The organism is Streptosporangium sp. NPDC001681, assembly GCF_040298085.1.
Classification (GTDB): domain Bacteria; phylum Actinomycetota; class Actinomycetes; order Streptosporangiales; family Streptosporangiaceae; genus Streptosporangium.
Map to the genome: position 1 here is coordinate 48,495 of NZ_JBEOZN010000036.1, position 26,147 is coordinate 74,641.

At 70.5% G+C, this 26,147-nt stretch carries 26 protein-coding genes; 2 read left to right on the top strand and 24 right to left on the bottom strand.

From position 1 onward, the window contains the following. Positions 1–9: 9 nt before the first annotated feature. The 21 genes from ABT130_RS18435 to fabG all read right to left on the bottom strand — a co-directional run bounded on the left by ABT130_RS18435 (position 10) and on the right by fabG (position 18,582). Positions 10–1,122 carry a CapA family protein gene (locus ABT130_RS18435; RefSeq protein WP_350956810.1) on the bottom strand — a complete coding sequence of 371 codons (1,113 nt, stop codon included), beginning with the start codon at positions 1,120–1,122 and terminating at the stop codon, positions 10–12. Positions 1,123–1,192: 70 nt separating this feature from the next. Continuing rightward, a complete protein-coding gene (locus ABT130_RS18440; protein ID WP_350915238.1) occupies positions 1,193–1,534 on the bottom strand; it encodes an ArsR/SmtB family transcription factor in 342 nt (113 codons plus the stop codon). A gap of 250 nt (positions 1,535–1,784) precedes the next feature. Continuing rightward, positions 1,785–2,660, bottom strand: a complete 876-nt coding sequence (gene rfbA, locus ABT130_RS18445) for a glucose-1-phosphate thymidylyltransferase RfbA (RefSeq protein ID WP_350915240.1) — start codon at positions 2,658–2,660, stop codon at positions 1,785–1,787. Continuing rightward, positions 2,657–2,812 carry a hypothetical protein gene (locus tag ABT130_RS18450; RefSeq protein WP_350956812.1) on the bottom strand — a complete coding sequence of 52 codons (156 nt, stop codon included), beginning with the start codon at positions 2,810–2,812 and terminating at the stop codon, positions 2,657–2,659. The genes rfbA and ABT130_RS18450 overlap by 4 nt, the downstream gene beginning before the upstream one ends. A 32-nt stretch (positions 2,813–2,844) precedes the next feature. Next, positions 2,845–3,996: an ABC transporter permease gene (locus tag ABT130_RS18455; protein WP_350956813.1), complete on the bottom strand. Its 1,152-nt coding sequence runs from the start codon at positions 3,994–3,996 to the stop codon at positions 2,845–2,847. Continuing rightward, the gene (locus tag ABT130_RS18460) at positions 3,993–5,171 is read right to left on the bottom strand and encodes an ABC transporter permease (protein ID WP_350915246.1); all 1,179 of its coding nucleotides are present in this window, start codon (positions 5,169–5,171) and stop codon (positions 3,993–3,995) included. The genes ABT130_RS18455 and ABT130_RS18460 overlap by 4 nt, the downstream gene beginning before the upstream one ends. A gap of 2 nt (positions 5,172–5,173) precedes the next feature. Then, positions 5,174–6,112 carry an ABC transporter ATP-binding protein gene (locus ABT130_RS18465; protein ID WP_350915248.1) on the bottom strand — a complete coding sequence of 313 codons (939 nt, stop codon included), beginning with the start codon at positions 6,110–6,112 and terminating at the stop codon, positions 5,174–5,176. Then, positions 6,109–7,155, bottom strand: a complete 1,047-nt coding sequence (locus ABT130_RS18470; RefSeq protein WP_350956814.1) for a right-handed parallel beta-helix repeat-containing protein — start codon at positions 7,153–7,155, stop codon at positions 6,109–6,111. Before ABT130_RS18470 ends, ABT130_RS18465 begins: the two co-directional genes overlap by 4 nt. Next, entirely contained in the window at positions 7,155–7,637 is a 483-nt protein-coding gene (locus ABT130_RS18475) for a 4'-phosphopantetheinyl transferase superfamily protein (RefSeq protein ID WP_350915252.1), read from the bottom strand. Before ABT130_RS18475 ends, ABT130_RS18470 begins: the two co-directional genes overlap by 1 nt. Next, a complete protein-coding gene (locus ABT130_RS18480; protein ID WP_350915254.1) occupies positions 7,634–8,452 on the bottom strand; it encodes an alpha/beta fold hydrolase in 819 nt (272 codons plus the stop codon). Before ABT130_RS18480 ends, ABT130_RS18475 begins: the two co-directional genes overlap by 4 nt. 13 nt (positions 8,453–8,465) lie before the next feature. Continuing rightward, a complete protein-coding gene (locus ABT130_RS18485; RefSeq protein WP_350956815.1) occupies positions 8,466–9,314 on the bottom strand; it encodes an ester cyclase in 849 nt (282 codons plus the stop codon). A gap of 27 nt (positions 9,315–9,341) precedes the next feature. After that, the gene (locus ABT130_RS18490) at positions 9,342–9,773 is read right to left on the bottom strand and encodes a holo-ACP synthase (RefSeq protein ID WP_350956816.1); all 432 of its coding nucleotides are present in this window, start codon (positions 9,771–9,773) and stop codon (positions 9,342–9,344) included. Then, positions 9,770–10,675, bottom strand: coding sequence for an ACP S-malonyltransferase (locus ABT130_RS18495; protein ID WP_350956818.1), 906 nt, complete (start codon positions 10,673–10,675; stop codon positions 9,770–9,772). The genes ABT130_RS18490 and ABT130_RS18495 overlap by 4 nt, the downstream gene beginning before the upstream one ends. Before the next feature lie 20 nt (positions 10,676–10,695). Then, positions 10,696–11,577 (bottom strand): alpha/beta fold hydrolase, encoded by an 882-nt coding sequence (locus ABT130_RS18500; RefSeq protein WP_344745556.1) that lies wholly within the window; start codon positions 11,575–11,577, stop codon positions 10,696–10,698. Then, entirely contained in the window at positions 11,574–12,815 is a 1,242-nt protein-coding gene (locus ABT130_RS18505) for an FAD-dependent oxidoreductase (RefSeq protein WP_350956820.1), read from the bottom strand. The genes ABT130_RS18500 and ABT130_RS18505 overlap by 4 nt, the downstream gene beginning before the upstream one ends. Beyond that, positions 12,812–13,642, bottom strand: a complete 831-nt coding sequence (locus ABT130_RS18510; RefSeq protein WP_350915264.1) for a nitroreductase family protein — start codon at positions 13,640–13,642, stop codon at positions 12,812–12,814. The genes ABT130_RS18505 and ABT130_RS18510 overlap by 4 nt, the downstream gene beginning before the upstream one ends. After that, positions 13,639–15,918 (bottom strand): beta-ketoacyl synthase N-terminal-like domain-containing protein, encoded by a 2,280-nt coding sequence (locus ABT130_RS18515; protein WP_350956822.1) that lies wholly within the window; start codon positions 15,916–15,918, stop codon positions 13,639–13,641. Before ABT130_RS18515 ends, ABT130_RS18510 begins: the two co-directional genes overlap by 4 nt. Before the next feature lie 28 nt (positions 15,919–15,946). Next, positions 15,947–17,011, bottom strand: a complete 1,065-nt coding sequence (locus ABT130_RS18520) for an aminomethyl transferase family protein (protein WP_350956824.1) — start codon at positions 17,009–17,011, stop codon at positions 15,947–15,949. Between the two features lie 3 nt (positions 17,012–17,014). Further along, a complete protein-coding gene (fabZ, locus tag ABT130_RS18525) occupies positions 17,015–17,491 on the bottom strand; it encodes a 3-hydroxyacyl-ACP dehydratase FabZ (RefSeq protein ID WP_350956826.1) in 477 nt (158 codons plus the stop codon). After that, positions 17,488–17,784: an acyl carrier protein gene (locus ABT130_RS18530; RefSeq protein ID WP_343964540.1), complete on the bottom strand. Its 297-nt coding sequence runs from the start codon at positions 17,782–17,784 to the stop codon at positions 17,488–17,490. The genes fabZ and ABT130_RS18530 overlap by 4 nt, the downstream gene beginning before the upstream one ends. A 48-nt stretch (positions 17,785–17,832) precedes the next feature. Next, the gene (gene fabG / locus ABT130_RS18535; RefSeq protein ID WP_030916371.1) at positions 17,833–18,582 is read right to left on the bottom strand and encodes a 3-oxoacyl-ACP reductase FabG; all 750 of its coding nucleotides are present in this window, start codon (positions 18,580–18,582) and stop codon (positions 17,833–17,835) included. A gap of 153 nt (positions 18,583–18,735) precedes the next feature. Here fabG and ABT130_RS18540 point away from each other — a divergent pair, with 153 nt between their 5' ends. Continuing rightward, entirely contained in the window at positions 18,736–20,349 is a 1,614-nt protein-coding gene (locus ABT130_RS18540; RefSeq protein WP_350956828.1) for an FAD-dependent monooxygenase, read from the top strand. Here ABT130_RS18540 and ABT130_RS18545 read toward each other — a convergent pair. Further along, positions 20,265–21,833 (bottom strand): AfsR/SARP family transcriptional regulator, encoded by a 1,569-nt coding sequence (locus tag ABT130_RS18545; RefSeq protein WP_350956830.1) that lies wholly within the window; start codon positions 21,831–21,833, stop codon positions 20,265–20,267. The two genes, ABT130_RS18540 and ABT130_RS18545, sit on opposite strands and share 85 nt — an antisense overlap. After that, positions 21,833–23,026 (bottom strand): macrolide family glycosyltransferase, encoded by a 1,194-nt coding sequence (locus ABT130_RS18550; protein ID WP_350915277.1) that lies wholly within the window; start codon positions 23,024–23,026, stop codon positions 21,833–21,835. Before ABT130_RS18550 ends, ABT130_RS18545 begins: the two co-directional genes overlap by 1 nt. Before the next feature lie 404 nt (positions 23,027–23,430). Here ABT130_RS18550 and ABT130_RS18555 point away from each other — a divergent pair, with 404 nt between their 5' ends. Beyond that, positions 23,431–24,540: a DegT/DnrJ/EryC1/StrS family aminotransferase gene (locus ABT130_RS18555; RefSeq protein ID WP_350956832.1), complete on the top strand. Its 1,110-nt coding sequence runs from the start codon at positions 23,431–23,433 to the stop codon at positions 24,538–24,540. Here ABT130_RS18555 and ABT130_RS18560 read toward each other — a convergent pair. Then, the gene (locus ABT130_RS18560) at positions 24,506–25,981 is read right to left on the bottom strand and encodes an NDP-hexose 2,3-dehydratase family protein (protein ID WP_350956834.1); all 1,476 of its coding nucleotides are present in this window, start codon (positions 25,979–25,981) and stop codon (positions 24,506–24,508) included. The two genes, ABT130_RS18555 and ABT130_RS18560, sit on opposite strands and share 35 nt — an antisense overlap. Positions 25,982–26,147 lie beyond the last annotated feature (166 nt).

Here is a 26,147-nt window from a genome sequence, read left to right on the forward strand (position 1 = left end):
CGGCCCCGCCTACATCCGCCGGAGCGCGAGCGCGCCGTCCGGCTCCAGGTCGACCCGTGATCCGAGGTCACGGCCGACCCGGTCGAGAACCGCCCGCAGCCATTCGGAGTCCTCGCCTGAGGCGTGCTGGAGACGCATCCGACAGGCCCGCATGGGCACCATCCGCAAACCGGCCGTCCTGCCCGACTCCGGCTCCACCGACACGAAGTACAGCAGCCGAAGATCGTCCCGGTACTCCTCATAGCCGGTGATGCCCTCGTAGTCGTCGACGAGGTCACCGCAGCCGTACAGAATGAGCTTGTCTCGGTAGACCTCGACGGGCCGGGGATGGTGCGAGGAGTGCCCGTGCACCACGTCGACACCGCCGTCGACCAGGCGGTGCGCGAAGCGCCGCTGATCTCGGGAAACGTGGTAGCCCCAGTTGGAGCCCCAATGGATGGAGACGACCGCGACGTCACCGGGGCGCTTCGCCCGCCGCACCCGGCCGGCCACCTCGGCCGCGGCGGTCTCCGACAGCTCCGGGACGAAATCGACGCCCCCGCGATCCGGGGCCGCCGCCCATTCCGGCGGAATGCCGCTGGACTCCGTCCCGCAGGAGAGGATCAGGACTCGCCCGCCACCCTCGACGGTGACGGTCGCGGGTCGCCGCGCCTCGTCCGCCTCCCGGCCCGCCCCCACCGCTCGCAGTCCCGCGTCGGCCAGGGCGTCGAGCGTTTCCTCCAGGCCTCGTCGGCCGAAGTCCATGACGTGGTTGTTCGCCAGCACGCAGACGTCGGGCCGGGCGACCAGCAGACAGGGAAGGTTGGCTGGACTCATCCGGTAGTTCACGGCCTTCCCCACCTCGAAGTCATCGCTCCGGGTGACGCTCGTCTCCAGGTTCACCACCCGGACATCGGGCGCGACCTCCGCCAGCACCCCCAGGGCATCCCCCCACGGCCAGGAGAAGCCGACCGGCCGGGGAATTCGGCCGTTCACCGCCTCCGCGAGATCGATATATGTCCGAGCGTCACGGACATGGCTCTCCTGCAGCGTCGGGTCACCGGGGTACGGAAGGATCTGATCGACGCCGCGGCCGAGCATGACGTCCCCGCAGAGGAACAACGTCACCGGATCGGTGCGCATACCTCCATGCTAGGCGTGCCCCGGGCGCCCGGCACGGGGCCCGCTGACGAGATGCGGACGGCGACGCCGGTCAGACCTCGGCCGGGATGTTCAGCAGGGCCGACAGGTCCGCCAGGGGCTCGGGGACGACGCGGTAGTAGACCCAGGAGGCGCGGCGTTCGGAGGTGAGCAGGCCGACCTCCTTGAGAACCTTGAGGTGGTGGCTGATCGTCGGCTGGGAGACCTCGAAGGCCGCGGTGATGTCGCAGACGCAGGCCTCGCCACCGGCGTGGCTGGCCACGATCGACAGGACGCGCAGCCTCACCGGATCGCCGAGTGCCTTGAAGACCCGCGCCACCCCCGCGGCCTGCTCGGCGTTCAGCGACTCTCGGGCCAGCGGCGGGCTGTACTCCAGAAGCTCCATCGGCTCCATCGCTCCCCCTCCCGACATAGACAGCTACCTATGTCAACTTTTGTCGATATTGATGTATATCTATTAGTGCTCGTCGCGCGGGTCCACGAGCAGGGGCGGCAGGGCCTTGGAGTAACGCCCGCCGTCTGCCATCGAGGTTCTCCTTCGGTCACAGGCGTCACCATGTCCACGGCGGCCGGGAAGCGGCTCACGCGGACCTCGTCGATCCGGTGGTGTCCCCGGAACGAAGCGGGTGGCGCGACACCGCCGCTCAGATGGAGGCCTCCAGCACCCGGACCAGATAGCGTCCCTCCTCCGTCACGGATCCGGCGTGGCCGATCAGCTCGCGGAGCCCGTGGTCGTCGATGTAACCCATCCGGTAGGCCACCTCCTCCAGGCAGGCGATCTGCACGCCCTGCCGTTTCTCCAGCACCTGCACGAAGACCCCGGCCTCCAGCAGGCTGTCCGGCGTGCCGGTGTCCAGCCAGGCCGTACCCCGGCCCAGGTTGACCAGCCTGGCGCGGCCTTCGGCGAGGAAGCGCCGGTTGAGGTCGGTGATCTCCAGCTCGCCCCTCGCCGAAGGGGTCAGCTCCGCGGCATAGCGCAGCGCGACGTTGTCGTAGAGGTAGAGGCCGGTGACGGCGAGGTTGCTCCGGGGCCGGGCCGGTTTCTCCTCGATGTCGATCAGCCGGCCCTCCTCGCCGATGACCGCCACCCCGTACCGTTCGGGATCGGCGACCGGGTAGCCGAAGACCGTGCAGCCGTCGAGCTTGCCGACCTCGTCGCGGAGCACCGAGGGGAGTTCGTGGCCGTAGAAGATGTTGTCGCCGAGGATGAGGGCCAGCCGGTCGTCGCCCACGAACTCCCCGCCGACCACCAGGGCGTCGGCCAGCCCGCGGGGCGCGGTCTGGACGGCATAGCTCAGGCGCAGGCCCAGCCGGGAGCCGTCGCCGAGCAGCGTCCGAAAGCCCGGCAGATGCTCAGGGGTGCTGATCAGCAGGATCTCCCGGATTCCGGCCAGCATCAGCACCGAGAGCGGATAGTAGACCATCGGCTTGTTGTAGACCGGCAGCAGGTGCTTGGAGGTGATCGTGGTCAGCGGCCGGAGCCGGGTGCCCGAGCCCCCGGCCAGCACGATGCCCTTCATGTGCGGGCCGCCGGGTCCGTGGCATGGGCTCGGCCGCCCCGGCGCCGGCGCGCGGTAACGGCCTCCGGCGCGGCCGCCGAGGCACCGCGCGCGAGCGCGCACACCTGACGGGAGCCGGTGAGACCGGCCCCGCCGGTCACCAGGATGCGCATTCGCCGCCCCTTTCCCCCAGTGCCGCGTTCGGTCAGTTGGACGTGCGCATGCGCTTGCGGAACACCACGAGCGAGATGCCCAGCAGGAGCACCGCCATCCCGAGCAGTACGGCCACCTCGACCAGGACCGAGCCCAGCCCCTTGCCCGGTTTGGTCAGCGTGATCAGCGCGTCCATCCCCCAGCCGTGCGGGACCAGGTAGCCGATCATGTTCAGGGTCTCGCCCGCGACCTCTCGCGGCCACAGGCAGCCGCCCAGCATGCCGAGCACGATGCCCAGCGGAGGCCCGATCGCGGGAGCCTGGGAGGGCGACCGCACCAGACTGCCGACCAGCACCGCGGCGCCGGTGGACACCAGGCAGAACGAGCCGACGACCGCGGCGACGCCCAGCGGGTCTCCCCATGACACGTCGAACATCAGCGTGCTCACCACCATGATCAGGCAGGCCTGCACGATGGCGATGATGAGCCTGCTCAGCACCTCTCCGAGCAGCACCGAGCGCTCCCGCACCGGCCCGGCGAGGGAACGGCGGATCATGCCCAGCCTGCGGCTCTCGGCCAGGGCCGCGGCGACCGCCATGGAGTTGACGAAGGTGAACAGCAGCACGTTGGCGGGTGCGGTGTAGGCGAATCCGCGGGGCGTGGAGCTCTCCGCGGCGCCACTGGTGCTCACCGCCACCTGGGCCGACTCGGTCTGGGCCTTGCGTACCAGAGCCTCGGCCTCGGCCGGGGACGCGCCCGCCGCCTCGGCCGCCCGCACGGCCTCGAGCACCGCGGCCACCTTGCCGACCGCGACGTCGATCATGCCTCGTGCCGCCATGCCGCTGCCGTTGGTCTGGGTCATGACCAGTTCCAGGTCGGTGGACCCAGGCGGGATCAGCAGGCCGGCGGCGAGGGCGCCGGTCCGCACGCCGGACCGTACCTGCTCCTCGGCGTCCATCCGCTCGATCGCGAGGTCGGGGTTGGTCTCCAGCTGGCGCAGTACGGCCGTCGCGACCGGGTCGGAGTCCTGCGCGACCACCCCGATCGGTATCCGATCCTGTCCGGACGCGCTTCCGCCCAGGGCCATCCCGACGAAGAGGATGGTCACGAACGGCATGACCACCATGAAGAACAGGCCCACCTTGTCGCGGGAGTGACGGCGCAGGTTGGCCGCCACCAGGGCTCTGACCGGGCTCGGGCTCATCCGAGTAGTCCTCTCCGGAAGCCGAAGGCGGCGACGCCGCCGGCCACGAGTGCCATCCCGCAGAGTGCGGCGATCGGGCCGGCGACCGTCGCCAGGCCCCCGCCGCCACCGGCGAGCTCGGTCAGTCCCGTCGACGTCCAGCCGTTCGGGGTGAACAGCGCCACCTTCTGCAGGAAGTCCGGCAGGTTGTACATCGGCACCAGGCTGCCGCCCAGGAACGCGAAGACGAAGGAGACGCCCATGATCAGCCCGTCGGCCTGGGAGTCGGTCTTCGCCCTGCTGGCCACCAGCATGGTGATCGCGGCGGCGGCCAGCACGTGCGCGGTCCAAAGCGCGAACACCGCGAGCGGATCACCCCAGGTGGACCCGAACAGCAGCACCGAGGAGGCCCAGACGGCGCAGACGCTGACCAGTGCCAGCAGGAAGCCGACCACCCCCTTGCCCACGATCGGGATCCACGGCCGGATGGGCGCGGCACGCATCCGGTTGAGCGTGCCGAGGTTGCGCTCGGTGAGCAGGCTCCTGACCGAGGTGCCCACCACGAAGAAGGCGAAGAGCGCGGCCATGCCGGAGCCGTAGTAGACCGACAGGTCGACCTTTCCGCCCGCCATGGGGTCGCTCTCCAGGGTCAGCGCCGGGCCGCTCGCGCCGTTGCGCTCGACGAACTCCTTGACCTTGTCCGCGGAGACGCCGGCGTCCAGGGACGCCTTGACCGCGAGGGTGCGGGCGTCCACCAGGGCGGAGATCCGGTCGACGATGCTGCTCGCGACCACTCCGGCCAGCGGCGTCTCCGGGGAGGTGAGCACGGTGACCTTCCCTCCGCGCCCGGCGCCGACGTCCTGGCTGAACCCCGAGGGGAACACGATCGCCGCGCCGATGTCCCCGTCGTCGAGGGTCTGTTGCGCGTCCTTCTCCGTCGTGAAGTCGCGCAGGGTCAGCATGCCGTCGAGTTCCTTGGCCGACAGCACCTCCCGGCGCACGCTGGAGGGGAACTCCCCGCCGTCGAGATCGACGAAGCCCACGGTGGCGCGCAGGGGCGGATCGTCCCCGCCGAGGGCGAACCCGAACAGCGAGGCCAGCAGGATGGGGGCGAGCAGGGCGGTCAGCACCGCGGTACCGTCCATGAACCTGGCGCGCAGTTCGAGACGGCTCACCACGAAAAGAGCTCTCAGCATCGTCAGTCCCGCAGCTTGTTGCCGGTGAGGTGCAGGAACGCGGCCTCAAGGTCGGGTTCGATGACCTCGACGGCCGTCACGACGGCGATGCCCCGCACCGCGGCGATGAGGGTGGGCAACAGGTGACTTCCCTCGTTGACGATCAGCCGGATGGACGAGGTACCCGCCCGCACCGCCTCGGTGACCCCCTCCACCGCGCGCAGCTTGTCGGTCGCGATATCCAGGTCGCCGTCGAGGACGAGCTCGACCCGGTCCGCGCTACCGAGGGTGGAGACGAGTTCCTTGCGGGTGCCCTCGGCGACGACCTTGCCGTGGTCGATGATCCCGATGCGCTTGCAGACCCGCTCGACCTCCTCCATGTAGTGCGAGGTGTACAGCAGGCTCATGCCGTCGGCCACCAGTTGCTCGACCCCGTCCAGGATGGCCTTGCGGCTCTGCGGGTCCACCCCGACCGTCGGCTCGTCCAGGATGAGCACCTCCGGCCGGTGCAGCAGGGCCGCGCCGATGTTGATCCGGCGCTTCATCCCGCCCGAGTAGGTGTCGATCTTTCCGTCCGCCCGGTCCGACAGGCCGACGAAGTCGAGCACCTCGTCGATCCGCTTCGCCAGCTCCCGCCGGGGCAGCCCGTAGAGCCTGCCGAAGAAGCGCAGGTTCTCCCGGCCGGTCAGGTCGGGGTAGAGCGCGATCTCCTGCGGGACGTAACCGATCTTCGCCTTCGCCGCGAGCGGATCGGTCGCGACATCGTGGCCACAGACCTGTACGCTCCCCGCGTCCGGCCGTAGCAGGCCCACCAGCATGGAGATCGCGGTGCTCTTGCCCGCCCCGTTGGGACCGAGCAGGCCGTAGGCCTCCCCCTTCTCGATGAAGAAGCCGACGTCCTGTACGGCGAGGATGTCGCCGTACCTCTTGCTCAGCCCCGTACAGCTCAGGGTGGCCGTCATCGGCTTTCCTCGGCGGCGCAGCCCTCGATCGTGTCGGGCGCGGTGGCGTTCGCCACGTTGTTGGCGAAACCCTGCCGGGTGAAGTCGGCGTCGACCTGGACGTCGAGCGGGGTGTTGCCGGTGATCCGGTTCCAGGAGATGTGGTTGTCCAGGGACTCGTCGCCTCCCCAGTCCTTGGACGATCCCAGCACGAACGCCCCGCCCATGACCGAGGGGCCGCTCGGGTGGTTGTCGTGGATCCGGTTTCCCACCACGGTGACGCGGTGGGCACCGATCAGTGCGAGGCCCACCCCGGAGATCGGCGGGCCCGCCTCGCCGAGGCCGTTCGGGTTGCCCTCCCCGCTGAGCAGCCCGTTGCCGCGGAGCTCGTTCTCCGCCACCAGGCAGTCGTTCACCCCGCCCGGCAGCTCGCCCTCGTAGGTCTGGTTGAGCAGGAGCAGCCCGGCGGAGTTGCCGTGGCAGGTGTTGCGCAGCATCCGCGCCTTCGAGGAGTTGTCGACGAAGATCCCGAAGGCGTTGGCGGAGGTCTCGTTCTCCGCGACCAGCGCGTTCGCCTCGGGGCAGAAGCTCAGCGCGATGCCCGCGTACTGGCTCCCCGAGGCCCGGCAGCGCAGCACCTCGACGCCGCTGGACTCGCGGACGTAGATGCCCCAGAAGTCGTTGTCCCGCGCCTCGACGTCCTCGACGACGATCCCCTGGACCGTGTGCGCGTAGACGCCGGAGCCGGAGAAGCCGCTCACCGCCAGCCCGCGTACGGTGACGTCGCGGATGCCGTCACCGTGCACGCTGATGCCGCTGACCACGTCCTCCGACGCGTCGTGCAGCTGCGGGATGCCCACCTCCGCCGCCGCACCGGGAACCAGCCTGGTCAGCTCCGGTCCCTCACCGACCAGGGTGACCCCGCTGTGCCTGATCCACAGGCTCTCGGCGTAGGTCCCCTCGGTCAGGCGGATGGTCGCTCCCGGCCCCGCCTCGTCGAGCGCTCGCTGGATCGACTCTCCGGGTTTGACGAAGGTCTCCCCCTCCGCCTGGACAAGCGACATCACAATGCTCCCTTGGAATCGACGGTCACTATCGCCAGCGCGACGAGCAGTCCCGCGCTCAGGCCCCACCGGGCCGCGCCGGCCACCGGGGCGTCATTCTCCTGCGGCGCCAGCCGGGCCAGGGCGGCGCGGCGGCTGGCGCCCCTGATGGTGTACGACGCGCCCGTGGTCAGTGTCAGCTCGGTGGACGCGCCCAGGGCCGACGCCGCCTCGGCCAGCAGCGGGGTGGCCCACCCCTGCTCCTCGCCCCGCTCCTCGAAGTCGTGCCAGTCGAATCCGGCCGGCCGGCCGCCCACCGCCTTGATGAAGCTCTCCTTGACCGCGAACGAGGCGGCGTCCGCGAGAGGCGAGCCGGCGTGCAGTTCCCGCTCGGCGGGCGTGGTGACCCGCCTGCCGTAGGCGGCGCCGCCGTCGGAGACGGTCCTGGCGATCCGGTCCGTCTCCACGATGTCCACGCCCACCAGGACCGCCGAGCGGGTCACGCGGACACCCCGGCCGTCCCGGCCGCCTCGACGAAGGGTGCCAGGAACCGGTCGAGACAGGCCGAGTACTCGTCGGCGCGCTCGATCATCGGGATGTGCCCGCACTCCCTGACCAGGACCATCTCGTACTGCGGGTAGCCGGCCAGGGCCTTCACCCAGGCGTCGACCGGGGTCATCCGGTCGTACTCCCCCCACACGTACATCGAAGGGCAGGTCACCTTGTCCATGGCCGGCAGCACCTTGTAGACGCGGGTGGCCTTGATGCTGCGGGCCATGCTCACCATCGCGGGCGGGTGCCGCAGCAGGGTGGCGGTCGCCTCCAGCTGCTCCTCGGTGAAGAGCGGCTCGCCGTGGAACAGGGCGCTCAGCATGCGGTCGCGGAACTCCTCGCCCGCGGGCTGCACGCTCGCCCTGCGGTCGAAGCTCAGGCCGACGTCGGGGTCGGGGGTCAGACCGGGGGCCCCGCTCACCACGATGCCGCGTACCCGCTCGGGAAAGCGGCCCGCCAGGTCGATCGCGACCAGGCCGCCGAGGGAGTTGGCACAGATGATGATGTCCTTGACCCCCGCGGCGTCACAGACCTCAAGCAGCACGTCGCCGAGCCGTTCGATCGAACCGACGATCTTGCTGTCGAGCGCGCAGATGGGCTCGTTGGTGCGGAGCACCGGCCAGCCGGCGTTCTCCAGCCGCCGGTAGGGATGATCCCAGATCCAGCCTCCGGCGAACAGGGCGGACATGAACACCACGGTTGGCCGGTCACTGCCGTCAAGCCGGTGCTCGGCGGTGAAGGGGGACCAGGGGGAGGGGGTGGGCAAGATCGCACTCCAGTCACAATAGGGATTCGCGCTCGGGAATCCAGCCACAACCGCAGGCCGCGCCCTCGTCCGTGGAGAAGACGGTCTCACAGTCGGGACAGCGAGCGTATTCGCGGACCGTGGCCGGCAGCCAGATGCTGGTGAGCGCCCGGGTGCACAGTCCGCCCTTGAAGAAGCGCCGCATCGCCCGCTGGTGGGGCCGGCCGTGTACGGCGCGGACGGACTCCGGGCGGTCGAAGGCGCTCAGGGTGAACTTGCGCCTGCCGATGTCGAAGGTCGAGGCGCCGAGGAATCCCTTCGAGGCGCGCAGCGCCTTGACGACCTCCACGCTGAGCAGGTCGACCTCGGCCGCCTGCGCGCCGTCGTCGACCTCCAGCCAGGTCAGCGCCAGGGCGCCGGGACGCGCGGTACGTCCCAGGGTGGTCCGCGTGCTCACCCCGAACTCCCGCTCCTCGTCGGCCTCGGGCACGAACCTCGCCTCGAATCCCAGCGCGGCGGCGACGGCCAGCCGGTCGAAGCACCGCTGGACGCGCACCGTCTCACCGTCCCTGACCAGCAGGTCGGTCCCGGTGACGCGGATGGGCCTGCCGACGGCGGGCATGGCCAGGTAGGGGGCGCGGTGGTCGGCCTCCAGCGTCCAGGAGAGCATGGCGAACTCCTCGGTGACGGCCAGGTGCTCGACGTGGAGGCGCAGGTTGCCGAACCGGGCCAGCACCTCGCCCGCGTGGGCGGCCAGCGCGTCCCCGCTCAGCGGGCCCGCCGTGTCCGGATCGTCGAAGGCGTCCACCGACGCGGCCACGGCCTCGGCGTCCCCGCTCTGCCAGGCCTTCAGGTGGCTTTCCGCGATCTGTCGCATGTCCATGTCAGGCCTCACCGTCGAGCCTCATCGTCAAACCCCATCGAGATGGTCGTCTTCGGGGAGCCGCGCCGAGACCAGCGCGACCGCCAGCGCGCAGGCGGCGGTGTGGCTGATGGATATCCGGATCCGCTCCCTGCCCCCCGCCGCGTCGGCGAGGGCACCGCTCAGCCGTACGTCGGGCGGGTGCCCGTGCAGGCAGACCGCACTCCGGGAGCACATCGGGGTGGGCCGGGGCAGCACCTCCGCCTGGCCGAGATGCTCGGCGGTCTCCGCGACGTCCAGCAGGCGCAGCACCGCCCGCTTGGCCGCGAGGCGGCCCGCCCAGTGCTGGAGGGTGCGGCCCGTGCCCGACCGCAGACGCTCCGGGCGGGTGTAGACCTGCTCCAGCCGCATCTCGCCGAGGAGTTCCTTCGGCCGGGAGAGCCCGGCGAAGGAGACCATGGCGCAGCCCCACCGGCTCACGCGCCCCGCTCCTGGGCCAGCCGCCGCGGCGTGCCGGGATCGGTCATGCTCAGGCAGCGGGCGCCGACGCCGCGCGACAGCCCGGTGAGCGCCTTGCTGTCGCCCACCTCGACACAGAGCGTGGTCGTGGTGGTCCGCAGCGCCGTCTCGGTCCACCGCACCCGCTCGGTGAGCTGGGTGATCAGCGCCTCCCTGATCACGTCCAGATCCATGGTGGGTTCGGCGGTGACGTTGGGCACGACCGGGACGCGGGGCGGCGCCATCGGCGCGGCGCGCACCGCCTCCCGCCAGCCGGGTACCGCCGGGGCCATCAGCGGGGAGTGGAAGGCGTTGCTGACCTGGAGCGGCACGATCTTGCGGGCGCCGCTCGCCAGCTTGCCCAGCCGCTCGATCGCGGGCAGGGCGCCGGAGACCACCACGTGGCCCGGCGCGTTCTCCAGGCCCACGACGAGCGGCTCGTCCGCGGTGCCGGCCTCGGCGGCCAGCGCCTCGACCTCCTCGACCGCCAGTCCCATGACCGCGCTCATCCCGCCCGTCGCCCCGACCTCGGCCATCAGCCGGGAACGGATCTCCACCAGCCGGAGCGTGCCCGCCAGGTCGAGCACGCCCGCCGCGTACAGCGCGCTGAGCTCGCCGACGCTGTGCCCCGCGACCAGGCCGGGTTCGTGCCCGTCGGCGCGCAGCACGGCCAGCGCCGCCAGGTTGCACACGGTCACCGCCGGCTGGGCGTGCTCGGTGGCGACCAGGCGGTCCAGCGGCCCCTTGGCGCAGAGCGGCGAGATCGGCTGCCCGAGCAGCTCGTCCGCCTGGGCGAACACCTCCGCGGCCACCGGCTTGCGGCGCAGCCAGGCGCCCATGCCGACGCGGACCGTGCCCTGTCCTGGAAACAGGAACCCGAGCATGAGATCCCCCTGTCCCCCGGCTAGAGCCGCCGCCTGCGGCGGTTGGCCGCCTCGGCCGGCTTCTCGGTGCCCAGGAAGCCGATCAGCAGCTTGTTGACCTGCTCGGGGGCGTCGAGGGGGATCCAGTGACTGGCGTCCTCGATCCGCTCGTAGCGCCAGGGGCCCTTGACGTACTTGGCGGAGCCGGTCATGCCCTCCTCCATCATGGCCTTGTCACCGGCCGACCAGATGCCCAGCGTGGGGGCGAGCACCGGCGGGAAGGGCCGCTCGGGACGGAGTTCGGACTCCGGCGAGCGGTTGGCCCGGTACCAGTTCAGGCCGGCGGTCAGCGCGCCGGGGCGGGCCAGGTCGCGCAGGTAGCGGGTGTGGTCGCCCTCGCGCCCCATGATCTGCTTGAACAGCCGCCACCCGTTGCGGCGCAGCAGCGTCTCGCTCACCCCGGGGAACTGGTAGAAGAGCATGTACCAGGAGGCCGCCCGCTGCTCCAGCGTCGGAGTGGAGAACACCCCCGGGTGACCGACCGACAGCACGGCCAGGTGGTCGACCCTGCGGGGCATCAGGAACGAGTACATCCACGCGATGGCCGCACCCCAGTCGTGACCGACCAGGTGCGCCTTGCGGATGCCCAGTGCCAGGGTCAGTTCGACGACGTCGTTGACGATCGTCTGCATGTCGTAGGCTTCGATCTCCTGCGGCTTGCCGGACTCGCCGAACCCTCTCAGGTCCGGGGCGATGACCCGGAAGCCCGCCTCGACCAGCGCCGGTATCTGGTGGCGCCACAGGTAGGAGGAGTCCGGGAATCCATGCAGCAGGACCACCGGATCGCCCTCGCCCTGGTCGACGAACGCGATGTCGACGCCGTTGACGTGCAGCGTCCTGTTGACCAACGATTCCATGCTCATGCGGTCTCCCTAAACAACCGTTCGGCGAAGAACTCACTGAAGCCGAACTCCGGCACATCCTCCGGGGGCACCATGTTCAAAAGCCCCGTCACCTGCAGTGCGACGTTCTGCGACATCAACCGGCGGGCGCGCCTGCGCCGCTCGGTGGCCTCGGGCCCGAACTCCGCGTACAGCTTGCTGATGATGGCCGCGCCGAAGTTCAGGCGGTCCATCCGTGCCTTGCGCTCCTTCAGGTAGGGGTCGAAGGCCCCCACCGACCAGTCGTCGCTCTCCAGCAGGATGTCGGCGACGGTCCTGGCGTCGCGCATGCTGCACGAGAGGCCGGTGCCCAGTACGGTGTCGCCGTTTCCCGCCTCGTCGCCGATCAGCACGACCCCGTCGGTCAGCGGCGGCCCGTCGGGGATGAGCGTCATCGACGGCCAGACCGCCAGCGGCCCGGCGGGAACCGCCTGGGTCACCGCCTTGCCCCGGTCGGGCAGGCAGTTGAGCTCGAAGGCGTTCAGGAAGTTCCGCACCGCGTCGGGTCCGCGGTAGCGGTGCTGGGTGCCGGTCGCGAGGTTGAGGTAGAGCCGCGCCCGGCCGAAGCCCTGCGGGAACACCATGAACATGACGTCGCCCTCGGTGCCCATCGCCTGCACGTCGGAGGGCCAGTCGTCCAGCCCCTCGACCATCATGCCGCCGCCCCAGTGGTGCACGGAGCCGCTCATCGAGACGCCGATCTGCCGGCCCACGGCGCCGACCCGGCCGGAGGCGCCGAGCACCATCCTGGCCCTGATCTCGTGTTCGCGGCCGTCGTTGAGGTAGGTGACCGTCGGCTCCTTGCCGGGGGTGACCTTGATCCTGGCCGCGTCCATCACCAGCCTGGCGCCGTACTCCGCCGCCTGCGCCGCCATCAGCTCGCACACCGCGTGGTGCGGGAACGACTGCGGGCCACCGACCTCGGGCATCGACCGGGTCATGTCGATGGCCTCGACCTCGTCCGCGGGAATGGCCTCGTCCCAGGTCATCCACTCGCGGATCTCCCAGGCGCCGCCCGCCGCGAAGCAGTCGGCGACGCCGAGCAGCTGTGCCTCCCGAACGCCCCAGGGCGCCAGCCACTCGCCGCGCACCAGGTCCTGGTAGACCTTCTGCTTCTCCAGCAAGACGACCGACAGACCACCCGCGGCCAGCTTGCTGGCCGCGGACGCGCCCGCGATTCCGCCACCGACGACGACGACATCGGCGTACTCAACGGTCATGCCTGCCACCCTTCCCAATACGTGCGTTCTCTGGCTCGGTACCGCTTCGCCGGTCGGAAGTCGGTACCGATCGTGTAGGCGACCGGCACCATGCACACCTGGGTGACCCCGGACGGGATGTTGAGCAGTTCGCCCACCTGTCGCTCGAAGGGCACGTGCATGCAGGTGATCGTGCTGCCCAGGCCCCGGCTGCGCAGTGCCAGCTGGAAGGACCAGATCGCCGGGAAGATCGAGCCGTAGAAGGTGCTCGCCCGCATGGCGCCGAGCCGCACCTCGTGTCCGGTGTCCTCCGCGGGCTTGGCCGCCATCTGCCGCTCCCAGGCGGCGTCGATGGCCGCGATGTCCGGCGGCCGGCCGAGCACGCAGGGGATGACCAGGACGGGCACCCTCGCGATCCCCTCGGCCAGCGCGACCACCGAGGCGTTGTTCCGCCGTGCCGCCTCGCTGTTCCTTCTGCGGCCGGCGCTGGTCCATACGTCGTTGCGATGGAAGTTCCAGGAGACCCGCATCAGCTCGGCGAGCTTCTCCTTGACGGCGGGCTCGGTGACCACCAGCCAGCGCCAGTGCTGCTGGTTGTTGGCGGTCGGAGCCTGGACGGCGACCTCCAGGGCCTCCTCCACGACCTCGCGCGGCACCGGCCGGTCAAGGTCGAGCCGCCGCCGGACGGACCGGGTGGTGGTCAGCAGCCGATCGGTCTCCGAGACGTCGAACGGCGGGCCGGCCTCCTCGCGTGGCACAGACCGGTCAAGGTCGAGCCGCCGCCGGACGGACCGGGTGGTGGTCGGCAACCGATCGGTCTCCGGGCCGGCCTCCGGGGCCGGTTTCATGGCATCGCCCCCAGCAGGACGGCGCCGCGCACCGAGTCGGCCGCCGCGGTCAGCACCAGCGCCTGCTCGACCGCCTCCGACAGGTGCGGCTTCCTGACGTAGGACTCCACCTCACCGGCGTACGGGTGTTCCAGGCCGTGCAGCGCGGGGGCGATCCCGTCGCGGATCGCCAGGGCGGCCACGGCGAGGTTCATCGCGCCCGAGGCCGCCTGGCAGTCGCCGGTCTGCCCGACCGAGGTGGTGAGCAGGCCGTCCGGCACCAGTTCGAGCAGGACCGCCGCCTCGTCGGCGTCGTACCGGCCGCCGGTACCCGCGCCGACGACCAGACCGGCCTTCCCCGCGGAGAGGCCTGCCAGGCTGCGCCTGATCGACTCCCGCTCGCCCTGCTCCCCGGTGCCTGCGTGGCCGCTGCCCAGGATCCGCGCGTACGCGCGTCCCCCGCGGGCGGCGCAGTGCTCGGCCGACTCCACCAGGATGGCCACGGCCGCGGATCCGGGAACGGACCCCGTGCGCTCCCGGTCGTAGGGGGTGACCACAGTGTCCTCGGCGGCCCCGGCGGCCGTCGCCGCCGTCGTCTCGTCCGCCGCCACCACCAGCACCACGTCCGCCTTGCCCGCCTTGATCATCTCAATGGCGCAGTCCAGCGCGATCGAGGCCGAGGCCTCGCCGTTGCAGATCGTGGTGGTCGGGCCGCGCAGGCCCAGGGTCTGGCAGACCGCGCCGCCGGTGGCGTTCAGCACGACGTTGGAGAAGCTCAGCACGGCCGGCTTGTTCGGGTCGACCGCGACGCTCTCGTCGAATCCGCCGGTGCTCTCCACCGAGCCCGCCGCGGTCGCGAAGATCAGTCCGACGTTGTCCAGCGCCGCCCTGGGCAGCTTGATCCCGGCGTCCTCCCAGGCCAGCCGGGAGGCCGCGATCGCCATCCTGGACAGGTGGTTCATGTGCCGCCAGAGCGAGCGGGGCGCGAACGTCCGTCCCTCCAGCGAGGGCGCCCGGCCGGCGGCCTGGCGGCCCTCCGCGAGTGCCTCGGCCAGCTCGGCGATCCCGGTGCCCAGCCCGCTGACCGGGCCCAGCCCGGTGATCACGACCGGCCGGTCGGGCAACTCCTCGTACTCGCGCTCGCCACCCGGGGTGGTCAGCGCGAGCGCGACGTTGTTGCCGCCGAAGGCGTAGTTGTTGGAGACCACGGTCTCGATCGGCATCCGCCTGGCCACGTTGGGCACGAAGTCCAGGTCCGTCGTGGTGTCGGCGTCGAAGCCGATGGTCGGCGGCGCCATGCCGTGCCGGAGCGCCAGCACGCTGGCGACCGCCTCGACAGCGCCGGCCGCGCCCAGGGTGTGGCCGACGAAGGACTTGATGCTGCTGGTGGGCACCCGCGGCGCGCGATCGCCGAAGACCGCCCGCATCACCTTGGCCTCCATCGCGTCGTTGGCCGGCGTGCCGGTGCCGTGACCGCTGACGTAGCTCACGTCGTCGGTGCTCATGCCCGCGTCGGCCAGCGCCCGGCGTACCGCGCTCGCACCGCCCCGGCCGGTGGGGTCGGGGGCGGTCGCGTGGTAGGCGTCCGCGGACAGCCCGTACCCGGCGACCTCGGCCAGCGGGGTCGCCCCCCTGGCCAGCGCCCGGTCCAGCGGTTCGAGCAGCAGGAACGCCGCGCCCTCGCCGAGGTTGAGACCGTCTGAGCGGCTGTAGGGCGCGCAGGGTCCGGTGCTGAGCGCCTGTAGCCCGGCGAATCCGGCGTAGGTCCCGAACAGCAGCGGGTCGACGCCACCGGCCAGCACCACGTCCGCCTCGCCGGTGAGGATCTTGTCCTTGGCCAGGCCGACGGCGTTGCCGCCGGCCGCGCACGCGGTCGACACCAGGATGCGCGGCCCGCGCATGCCCAGCCGCCCGGCCACCACGTCGCCGGTGCGGTGCATGGGCTGGTAGCGGCCCGCCGCGTCGGGGGTCGCCTGGCACTTGCCGAGCACCAGCCCGAACCGGTCGGCCTCGACGTCGTCCGCCGACAGCCCCGCCTGGCCGACGGCCTGACGTGCCGCGATGAGGGCCAGCTGGGCGGTGCGGTCCAGGGCGGCGTCGGAGTCCGGCAGCTGCCCGGTGATCCACTCGGTGGGGACCTGACCCGCGTACCGGGCGGTGAACACGGCGAACGCCTCGTCGTCGACCGGGGTGACACCACCCTGGCCGGCCATGAGCCGTAGCCAGAACTCTTCCGGGTCACGGCCGATGGCGCAGATGACACCCAGACCTGTGATGACGACGGGGCGCGACGCCATGCTCACTCCTTCTCCGACGATCAACCGATCAGATGATCGGGATGCTCCAGCTCTTGGGCGTGATGTAGGGGCTGGTCAGCGTGGTGACCTCGGCGTCGCCGACGGTGAACCGCAGACCCGCCGCGGCGAACTCCGCGTCCACCCGCACCAGGCCGAGCGTGGCGCCCAGCCCGAGGCTGTGCACCGCGTACACCACCTCGCCGATGTCCTGGCCGGCGGCCAGGACCCGGGTGCCGGGCTCGGGGACCGACCCGCCGCCGCTGAAGCCGAGGGTCCGGCGGCCGACGGAGCCGTTGAACGCCTCCAGCACCGCCTCCTTGCCGATGAACGACTCCTTGGTGATGTCGACGAGCCAGTTGGCGCCGCCCTCGATGATGTTGACCCCGCCGGTCGCCTCGTGCCGGATAACCGGCTGCCGGACCTCCAGCATGGCGATCTCCAGCGCCTCGTTGCCGGCGGGCACCGCCTGCTCCAGCGACTGCCGCCACAGCTCGGCGGCCGACTCGGTGGGCACGATCATCTGGTAGCCGTACTCGCTGGTGAACCCGGTCCGCCCGAACACGATGTCCACGCCGTTCCAGGTCGTGTCCACCACGGCCTCGAACGGCAGCGAGGCCAGTTCACCGTCGATCAGCCGGCCCACCACGCCCCAGGCGTAGGGGCCCTCCAGTCCCAGGATGGTCAGGTCGCCGGAGCGGTCGACGATGTCGACGCCCTCGTCGTTGTGCTTCTGCAGGTGTTCGAGCAGGCGCGGCCCGGCGCCGCAGGAGCTCTCCAGGAACATCCCGTTCTCCCGGCCCCACACGACCACCTGGTCGACGATCTGCCCCGACTCGTCCAGGACGAGGCTCATCATGCAGCGCTCGGAGGTCAGGTACTCGACGTCGCGGGCGAGGACCCGCTGCGCGAAGTCGACGGCGCCGTCACCGCTGATCTCGATCAGGCCGAGCCCGCTCAGGTCGAGCAGCGCGGCCCGCTCCCTGAGGGCCTTGTACTCCTCGGCCGGCGTCGAAAAGCGCAGTGGGACGGTCACGTCCAGCACCTCGCCGAAGACGGTCTCCTCCGGGTGCGCGTTCGCGAGCACGGAATCCATTTCTCACACCTCTCCATGAGTGCTGCCGGCCGCCGGGTCGGCGATCGTGATGATTCCTTCGGCGGCGATGTTCCCGTCCACCCGCGCCGAGACCCGGTACTCCCCGAAGCCTCTGCCGCCCGCGCTCCGCTCCGCGGTCAGGACCAGCTGGTCACCGGGGACGATCCGGCGGCGGAAGCGCATCGACCTGACCCCCGCCAAGTAACTGATCTTGCTTGTCCCGGTGAGCGAGAAGACCACTCCGGCGAGCTGGGCCATCGCCTCGATGACCACGACGCCCGGCAGGATCGCCTCGTCGGGGAAGTGCCCCTGGAACCAGATCTCGGTCCCGGCGACGTTCTTGATCGCGGTGCCTTTGACGCCCGGCTCGACCTTGTCGACGCGGTCGAGCAGCAGCATCGGCCAGCGATGCGGGATCAGCTCCCTGATCTGGTCGTTGTTCAGGCTGAGCGATTCCCTGGACGACTGGGCAACGGTCATACCGCGGCTGCCGCTCGCAGTTCGGGCTTGATCGTCTCCGCGAGCCGGGACACCGAGCCGAAGACCGCCATCTCGCTGTCGTAGAGGGCCACCCCGAACTCCGCCTCGATCGCGACGTAGAGCTCAAGGATGTCCAGGCTGTCCAGCTCAAGGCCGCGGCCGAACAGGGGCTGGTCGTCGGTGATCCAGTTCGGCTCGATCTCCAGATCCAGCCGGTTCACGATCATCTTCTTGATCTGGTCACACGCCTGCTGACGCTGGGCAGCCCTGGCGCGCAGCTCGTCGATGGTCATCTTTCCTCCGTGCTCGTGCTGTCGAAGCTCGTGCTTTTGATGACAGGCTCAGCCCAGGCCGCCGCCGTGGGCGACCATCACCTCTCCGGTGACGTACGAGGCCTTGTCCGAGGCGAGGAAGCTCACGATCGACGCGATCTCCTCGGGCCTGCCCATCCGGCCCAGCCGGATGCGGGACTCGTACTGCTTCCTGATCTGGGCGGGAACGCTGCGGGTCATGTCGGTGGCGACGAAGCCAGGGGCCACCACGTTGACCCGGACGCCGTGCGGCGCCGCCTCGTAGGACAGCGCCTTGCTGAAGGCGATGATCGCCCCCTTGGACGCCACGTAGTTCGTCTGGCCGGGGAAGCCACCGTCGAGCCCGCTGACCGACGACAGCGTCACGATCGAGCCGCGCCGCTGGTGCTGCATGATCCGGAGAGCCTCCCGGCAGCTCAGGAAGGTGCCGGTGACGTTGACGTCCATCGGCTCGCGGAACTGCGCAAGGCTCATGGCGACGAGGTGCCGGTCGCGGGTGATGCCCGCGCTGGTCACCAGCACGTCCAGCCGGCCGAAGTCGGAGCGCAGGCCGCGGAAGAGCTGCTGGACCTCCTCCTCCTTGGTGACGTCGGCCTGTACGGCCGTCGCGCCGCCACCCTCCTGCTCGATCTGGGCGACGAGGTCCTTGGCGTCCTGCTCGGCGCGCAGGTAGTTGACCACGACGTGAGCGCCTTCCCTGGCCAGATCGAGCGCCACCGCCCGCCCGATTCCGCGCGACCCGCCTGTTACCAGGGCCACCGAGCCTTCGGTAAAGAGCATCCTCGTCTCCAGGGTGTCAGTGGTGAGGTGAAAGGGAGCCGACCTGATCGTCCGCTTGCAAGGGGAGAGGCTACTGAAGCCGGTTTTCAGCCCGATATCATCCGGATATCCGGCTATTGACGCTGATGACAGCGGTACGGAACGCTGACGCCCATGGACGAGCTCGATGTCGAGGTGTTGATTGTCGGAGGCGGCCCGGTCGGCCTGTCCGCCTCGATCGAGCTTTCGAGGTACGGGATATCCTCGTTGCTCGTCGAGAGGCACCAGAAGACCTCCCTCTTTCCCAAGGCCCGGCTCATCTCGACCAGGACCATGGAACTGGTCAGGGCGTGGGGAATCCAGGACGAGGTCGAACGCGCCGGACTGCCCCGCGAGGAGACCCTGGCGGTGGGCGTCGGAACGTCGCTGACCGATGACGACTTCCTGCGGGCGGTCGCGCCGCTGCACGAGGACGCCCCGCAGAGCCCGACCTACACCTACATCTGCGCCCAGGACCGTTTCGAGGTGATCCTGCGCGCGCTCGCCGAGGCGCAGCCGGGCGCCGACGTCCGTTTCGACACGACCATGACGGAGATGCGGAAGACCCCGGACGGCGTCGAGGCGGTGATCGAGTCCGCGGGGGTCCGCCGCGGAGTCCGCGCCCGCTACCTGGTGGCCGCCGACGGCGGCCGGAGCACCACGAGGGACGCGCTCGGCATCGCCATGACCGGCCCTCCCCCGCTGGGCAACATGATCAGCGTCATGTTCGACGCCGACCTGGGGCCGCTGCTCCGTGATCGCCAGGCCGCGCTCTACTTCCTGCTCAGCAACCCGCCGTGCGCGGTGGAGGCGGTGGACAACCGGCGCCGGTGGATGATCCAGACCGGGTACGACCCGGCGCACGGCGGCAGCCCCGACGACTTCACCGAGGAGGTCTGCGTCGCGGCGGTGCGGTCCGCGGCGGGCATCCCCGACCTGGCGGTGAACATCGTGGGCATCATGCCCTGGCTCCAGCAGGCCGTGGTCGCCGACGAGTTCCGCAGCGGCCAGGTCTTCCTCGCGGGGGACGCGGCGCACGTGGCCACCCCGCAGGGCGGGTTCGGCATGAACTGCGGCATCCAGGACGCGCACAACCTCGGCTGGAAGCTCGCCGCCGTGCTCCGGGGCACCGCGGGGGCCGGTCTTCTCGACACCTACACGCCCGAGCGGCGCCCGATCTCCGACCGTACGGTCACCGAGAGCCTGAACAACGCGCTCATCACCTTCCAGATGATGGAGGGCCGCCTGACCATGCAGGAGTCGATCGACCAGCAGGCGGGCCGGCGCAGCTCGGAGGGCCTGGTGCTCGGCTTCCACTACGACTCCGCCGCCGTCGTCGCGGACGGGACGCCCGCCCCCGAACCCGCCGACCCCTACCGGACCTACCTGCCGACCGCCCGCCCCGGCCACCGCATGCCCCACGTCTGGCTGTCGCGGCGGGGCGGTCAGGTCTCCACCTTGGACCTGCTGGGCAGCTCGTTCACCCTGATGACGCCCGCGGGCACCGGCTGGGCGCAGGCCGCCAAGCAGGCGGCCCAGGACACCGGGGTCGCCGTCACCGCGCTGGAGATCTCCGCCGACGGCTCGGCGGAGCTCACCTCACCGACGTGGGCGGAGGAGTTCGGCGTGGGCACCGCCGGAGCCGTACTCATCCGCCCCGACGGTCACGTCGGCTGGCGCTCCCCCGGCGCGGAGGCGTCGGCGAACGCGCTGACCGGCGCCCTGGACACCATCCTGGCGAGGTTGTAGCCGTCGTGGCCGGCGAGCTCGTCGACCGATCCCCGGTAGGACCCCGAGCAGAGCCGCGCCGCCGCCATCCGCAGGGTCAGCGGGCACCCCGAGGAACTGGCCGCGAGCCTGGTCATCGCCTGCGGCTCGGCCTCCATCCTGGCGGTGCCGACCAGCATGACCGCCAGTGCCCTGGACTCCTCGAAGCCCAGCGGCCGGACGAACTCCCGGTGCGCGCCCTGGCGGGCCACGAACTCGTCGAGCGGATCCCGGCTCGTGACGATCACCCGGCAGTGCGCGCCGCCCGGCAGCAGCGGGATGACCTGGGCGCTGTCGCGGGCGTTGTCCAGCACGACGAGCAGCCGCCGGCGCGCCGTCCTGCTGCGGTACAGGGCCAGCTTCTCACTGAGATCCTCGGGGATGGCCTGGTCGGCCACGCCGAGCGCGCGCAGGAAACGGCCGGCGACGACACCGGGGGTCAGGGCCGCCGCGCCCTCGTCCCCCTGCAGGTCGGCGAAGAGCTGCCCGTCGGGGAACTGGGCGATCCTGCGGTGCGCCCACCGCAGGGCCAGCGCGGTCTTTCCGAAGCCGCCCAGACCCGTCACGACCACCGTTCCCGGCCCGGTCGTCTCCGGGGAGAAGCGGAGCGCGTCGTCCAGGACGGCGAGCTCCGCGGTACGCCCGGTGAACGGCAGGGCCTGCGGGGGGAGCTGGGAGGGGATGACGAACTCCTCGGCCCGCCGCACCCCCGACACCTCCATCAGCGCGGACTCGTCCCGCAGGATCTGGTCGTGCAGCCGCCTCAGCTCCGGGCCGGGCTCCAGCCCGACCTGTTCCACCAGGTGCCGCCGGCCCTCCTGGTAGGTCCGCAGTGACTCGGCGCGGCGCCCCGAGCGGTACTGGGCCAGCATCAGCTGCGCCCGGGCGCGCTCCCTGAGCGGGTGCTCCTCCACCACGGGAACCAGTTCCGCGATCACCTTGAGGTGGTTGCCGAGCTCCAGCTCCAGCTCCAGGCAGGCCTCGATCGCCTCCAGCCGCGACTCCCGCAGCCGGGCCGCGTCGTAGCGCATGCTGTGGATGTCCTCGAACGGGGTTCCCCGCCACAGGGAGAGCGCGTCCCGCAGCATGGCGATCGCACCCTCCCGATCGCCCCCGGCGGCCTGCCGGCGCGCCCGCGCCACGAGGTCGTCGAAGCGGAGCCTGTCGATCTGCTCGGGGGCCGCCCTGAGCAGGTAGCCGGGGCTCGACGTCATGATGTCGTCCGCCCGGTCCCCCAGTGCCCTGCGCAGCCGCGACACGCAGATGGCGATCTGCCCGCGGGCGCTCTGCGGGGCGTGCCCGCCCCACACCGCCTCGATCAGCCGGTCCACCCCGACGACGCGGCCCGCGTTCAGTACCAGGCTGGCCAGGATCGCGCGCTCCCTGGGGCCGCCGATCCGAAGCTCCTCGCCCTTCCTGAACACCCCGAGCGGCCCCATGATCCGAAACTCGAGTGGTTCGTCCATCACTGGATCCGCATCAGGTACTTCTCAAGCTCGTCGGCGGCCCGAAGGGTACCGCCCGAGGCATGCAGATCCTTCTGCATCTCCCCCGTGCACCGCTGGATGACCTCGCTGCCCGCCACCTCCAGCACCGCCTGGAGCAGCAGTTCCCCGGTGACCTCCTCCGGCGGGATGGACCGGCCGAGGTTCAGCTCCTCGATCCGCCGGGCGGCCACCGCGTCGATGGACGACGTCGGGACGACCACCATCGGGCAGCCGGAGTGCAGTGCCTCCATCACGGTGCCCATGCCCCCGTGGGTGACGGCCACCGAGGCGTGCTGGAGCACCTTGTAGTGCGGCATCCACCGATGCGCCTCGATGTTGGGGGGCAGCGGGCCCAGGTCCGCGGGGTCCATTCCGTCCGCGACCGTGATCACCACGTGCCACGGAACGCCGGTGAAGGTCCGTACGCACATCTGGAAGAAGTCCGGATACTCGTTGAAGACCGCGCCGAACGAGACGAGCGCGACCGGAAGCCCGCTGGCCGGCGGCTGCCACTCGCCCAGGAAGTTCCGCTCGCCCAGGCACGGCCCCACGAACGCGAACCGCTCGTCGAAGCTGTCACCGACGTACTGGAAGGACCGCGGCATGTTGATGATGCTGAAGTCCTGGATCTCCCACCACAGCTCCGCGGGCGGGACGTCGACCCCGTGCGCACTGGACAGGGCGCTGATCCGGGCGAACATGTCGTCCACCCAGTTCGGCATGGACTGCTCGGCCCCGTCGGAGTTGTAGATCGCGTTCAGGTACGAGAAGTTCGCGTTCGACGCGAACATCGGGATGAGCTGGGTCGCGGGCCGGTTCCACTTCCTGGCCAGGATGCGCCCCGCGTAGAGGATGGAGGTGTCGTAGACGATCATGTCGGGAAGGTCGTCGGCCGGGTAGGACTCCAGGGCCGCCAGCATGTCCGCGCTCTCGTCGAGCAGGACCGAGAGCAGGTAGAGCGGGTCGCGCGCCAGGTTCAGGAAGTCCGAGTCCCGGTACTTCGAGTCGTAGCGCAGCGCGGTGGCGCCGGCCTCCTCCACGATGCCCACCATCATGTCTCCGGTCAGATAGGAGACGCGGTTTCCTCTGCGGACCAGCTCCGTCACCACGGCCAGGTTGGGGATCACGTGGCCATGGTCGGGATGAACCAGGAAGAGGAAATGTTTCGCCATCTGGGAGAATCCTGTCTCTCTGGGATTTCTGACCTGATAAGCACTGATTTCGCGACAAAAAAACTAGCCCATCGGCGACAAATCAGTCACTGCGATCTGTCGGCAATGCTAGTTAGGGCCCATTTAGGGCAACACCCCTAACCGTCTTCCACAGGCGCGCGCGCCCGGGATCGAGTTCACAACGCGATAACGGAAAAAGAGCGCCACCCTAGCCGGGCCGCCATTCATCCGCAACGAACGGCGACGGAGACTGGGGTACCGGGTGAAGTGTTAGGGGTTACCCCTAGCCATTCCGGGACCGCCGCCGGCCACCTCCCGGGGTGCCGGTTTCCGCCTGGATACAGGGGCTCCCCCGATTCCCGCCGGTCATTATGCTGGGCCGAGCTTTCGAGAAAGGGACTGCCATGACCACGCGTGTCTGGGACTATCTGCGGGAATACGACAGCGAGCAGAAGGACATCATGGACGCCGTCGAGACGGTGTTCCGGTCAGGGCAACTGGTCCTCGGTGAGAGCGTCCGCTCCTTCGAGGCGGAGTTCGCCGGCTACCACGGGGTGGGGCACTGCGTCGGCGTCGACAACGGCACCAACGCGATCAAGCTGGGGTTGCAGGCCCTGGGGGTCGGCCCCGGCGACGAGGTGATCACGGTCTCCAACACCGCGGCGCCGACGGTGGTCGCGATCGACGCCGTCGGCGCGACCCCGGTCTTCGTGGACGTGCGCCGGGATGACTACCTGATGGACACCGCCCAGGTGGAGGCCGCCATCACCGAGCGGACCCGGTGCCTGCTGCCGGTCCACCTGTACGGCCAGTGCGTCGAGATGGAGCCGCTGGAGCGGCTCGCGGCCGGGCACGACCTGATGATCCTTGAGGACTGCGCGCAGGCGCACGGCGCCCGCCACCACGGGCGCGTCGCGGGATCGATGGGGAAGGCGGCCGGGTTCTCCTTCTACCCGACCAAGGTGCTCGGCGCCTACGGGGACGGCGGCGCGACGCTCACCTCCGACGACGAGGTCGAGCGGAACCTGCGCAGGCTGCGCTACTACGGCATGGAGAAGACCTACTACGTCGTCGAGACCCCCGGCCACAACAGCAGGCTGGACGAGTTGCAGGCCGAGATCCTCCGGCGCAAGCTGCGCCGGCTCGACCAGTACATCGCCGACCGGCGAGCCGTGGCGGCCCGTTACGCCGACGGCCTCGGCGACACCGAACTCGTCCTTCCCGCGCTCGCCGAGGGCAACGACCACGTCTACTACGTCTACGTGGTGCGCCACCCCCGCCGCGACGACATCATCGAGGCGCTGAAGGCGTACGACATCCAGCTGAACATCAGCTACCCGTGGCCGGTCCACACCATGACCGGATTCGCCCACCTCGGCTACGGCAGGGGCAGCCTGCCCGTCACCGAGGAGCTGGCCGGTGAGATCTTCTCGCTGCCGATGTACCCGTCGCTGCCCGGCGACGTCCAGGACAGGGTGATCAGCGCGCTGCGAGAGGTGCTGGCGGCGTTGTAGTCAGGGTGGTCAGGCAGAACAGCAGGCTGCGTGCCTGGATGTTGAGATAGAAGCTGTGCCGCAGCAGCTCTCCGAGCTGGGACACGCTCAGCCAGCGGTACTCGGGGTGGTCGATCCCGGCGGCCTCGTCGGTGTGCACGATGAGATAGCGGTTGCGGGCGCGGTGGAAACGCCCGCCCTCCTCCGACAGGATCGTCTCGAACCGGACCCGCTCGGGGCCGGCCCCCAGCACCTCGTCCAGGAAGGGCGGGCGCGCCCCGGCGGGCAGGTGGTCGTAGCTCTCCGGGGTGCACTGCACGGTCGGCCCCAGTTCCACCACGTCGGCGTAGCCCGGCTCGACCCGCGCGTGCACCAGGGCGTGCAGCACTCCGCCGATCTCTCCGACCAGGAACGCGATGACCCCGGTCCCGAAGGGTTCGATCATGGGCTGGTCCCAGCGGCCGACCTCGCGCCCGCCCGCCTCCACGCTCACCCCGACGACGTCGAAGTAGCGGCCGGTCTCGTGGGAGATCAGCTCGTCCGTCCGCCGCCAGCCCCGCACCTCGTCGAGAGGGATCAGCCTGACCTGCGGGTCGGTCCTGGTGCGCATGTCGGTGATCCAGCTCAGCACCTCCCCCATGGTGTGCGGGCCGGCCTCGCCCGGATCGCAGGAGCGGACGAGCGCGGCGCGGAACCCGTCGCCCGGCTCCGTCGAAAGCGCCGCGGTCAGGGCCGACGTCAGCCCGGCTCCGGAGAACGGCATGCAGGCCAGCACGGTCCGCGCGTCCATGTTCACCAGATCCGGCACCGACATCAGGGTGTGCAACTGGCCGAGGGTCAGCCAGCAGAAGCCCTCGGCGACCTCGATCTCCCCGGTGATCTCAACGATCATGTTCCGGTTGCGCTTCCGGTAGAACCAGGCGCCCTGCTCGGACTGGCGGATGTCCGCGATCACCTCGTGGCCCGAGGTGTCGAGGAAGTGGTCGAGATAGGGGACCGGCCTGCCCTGGTGCACCCGGGTGTAGTTGCTCCGGGTGGCCTGCACGGTGGGAGAGAGCTGCAGGCCGTTGTGGTTGCCCGGTTCGTGCTTGGCCTGCATGAGGAGGTGCAGGACTCCGTCGATCTCCTTGACCAGGATGCCCAGGATGCCGATCTCCGGCTGGTTGATGATCGGCTGGGACCAGTGGGAGACCGTCCGGCCGGGAACGTGGACGTCCAGACCCTCGACGCTGAAGAACTTTCCGGTCCGATGCCGGATGTTCCCGGTGTGCCGCTCCACCTCCCACCCGGACAGCCCGTTCAACGGCACCTTCCGCACGTTCATGTACGTACGGCTCGCCGTCTCGGCCAGCCATCGGTGGAACTCGTCGAGTGTCGCGAACCACCCACCCGGGGAGAGCACGGATTCCGCGAGCCGCACCTGCAACGGTGAACGAGTCTGCCGCCGGGAGGGTACGGCCATGCTGGCTCCTTTGATACGAAATTTCATCTTCCGACGGTCGCGGCGGGGGGGGGGCCCCCCCCGGGGGGGCGGCGCCCCCCCCCCCACAGCGGCGAGGCGCCGCCGGGGCGACCGCAGTAGGCAAAAGATCCAAGGGCCAGGGCCTAGGCGAGGAGGACGGCCGGGC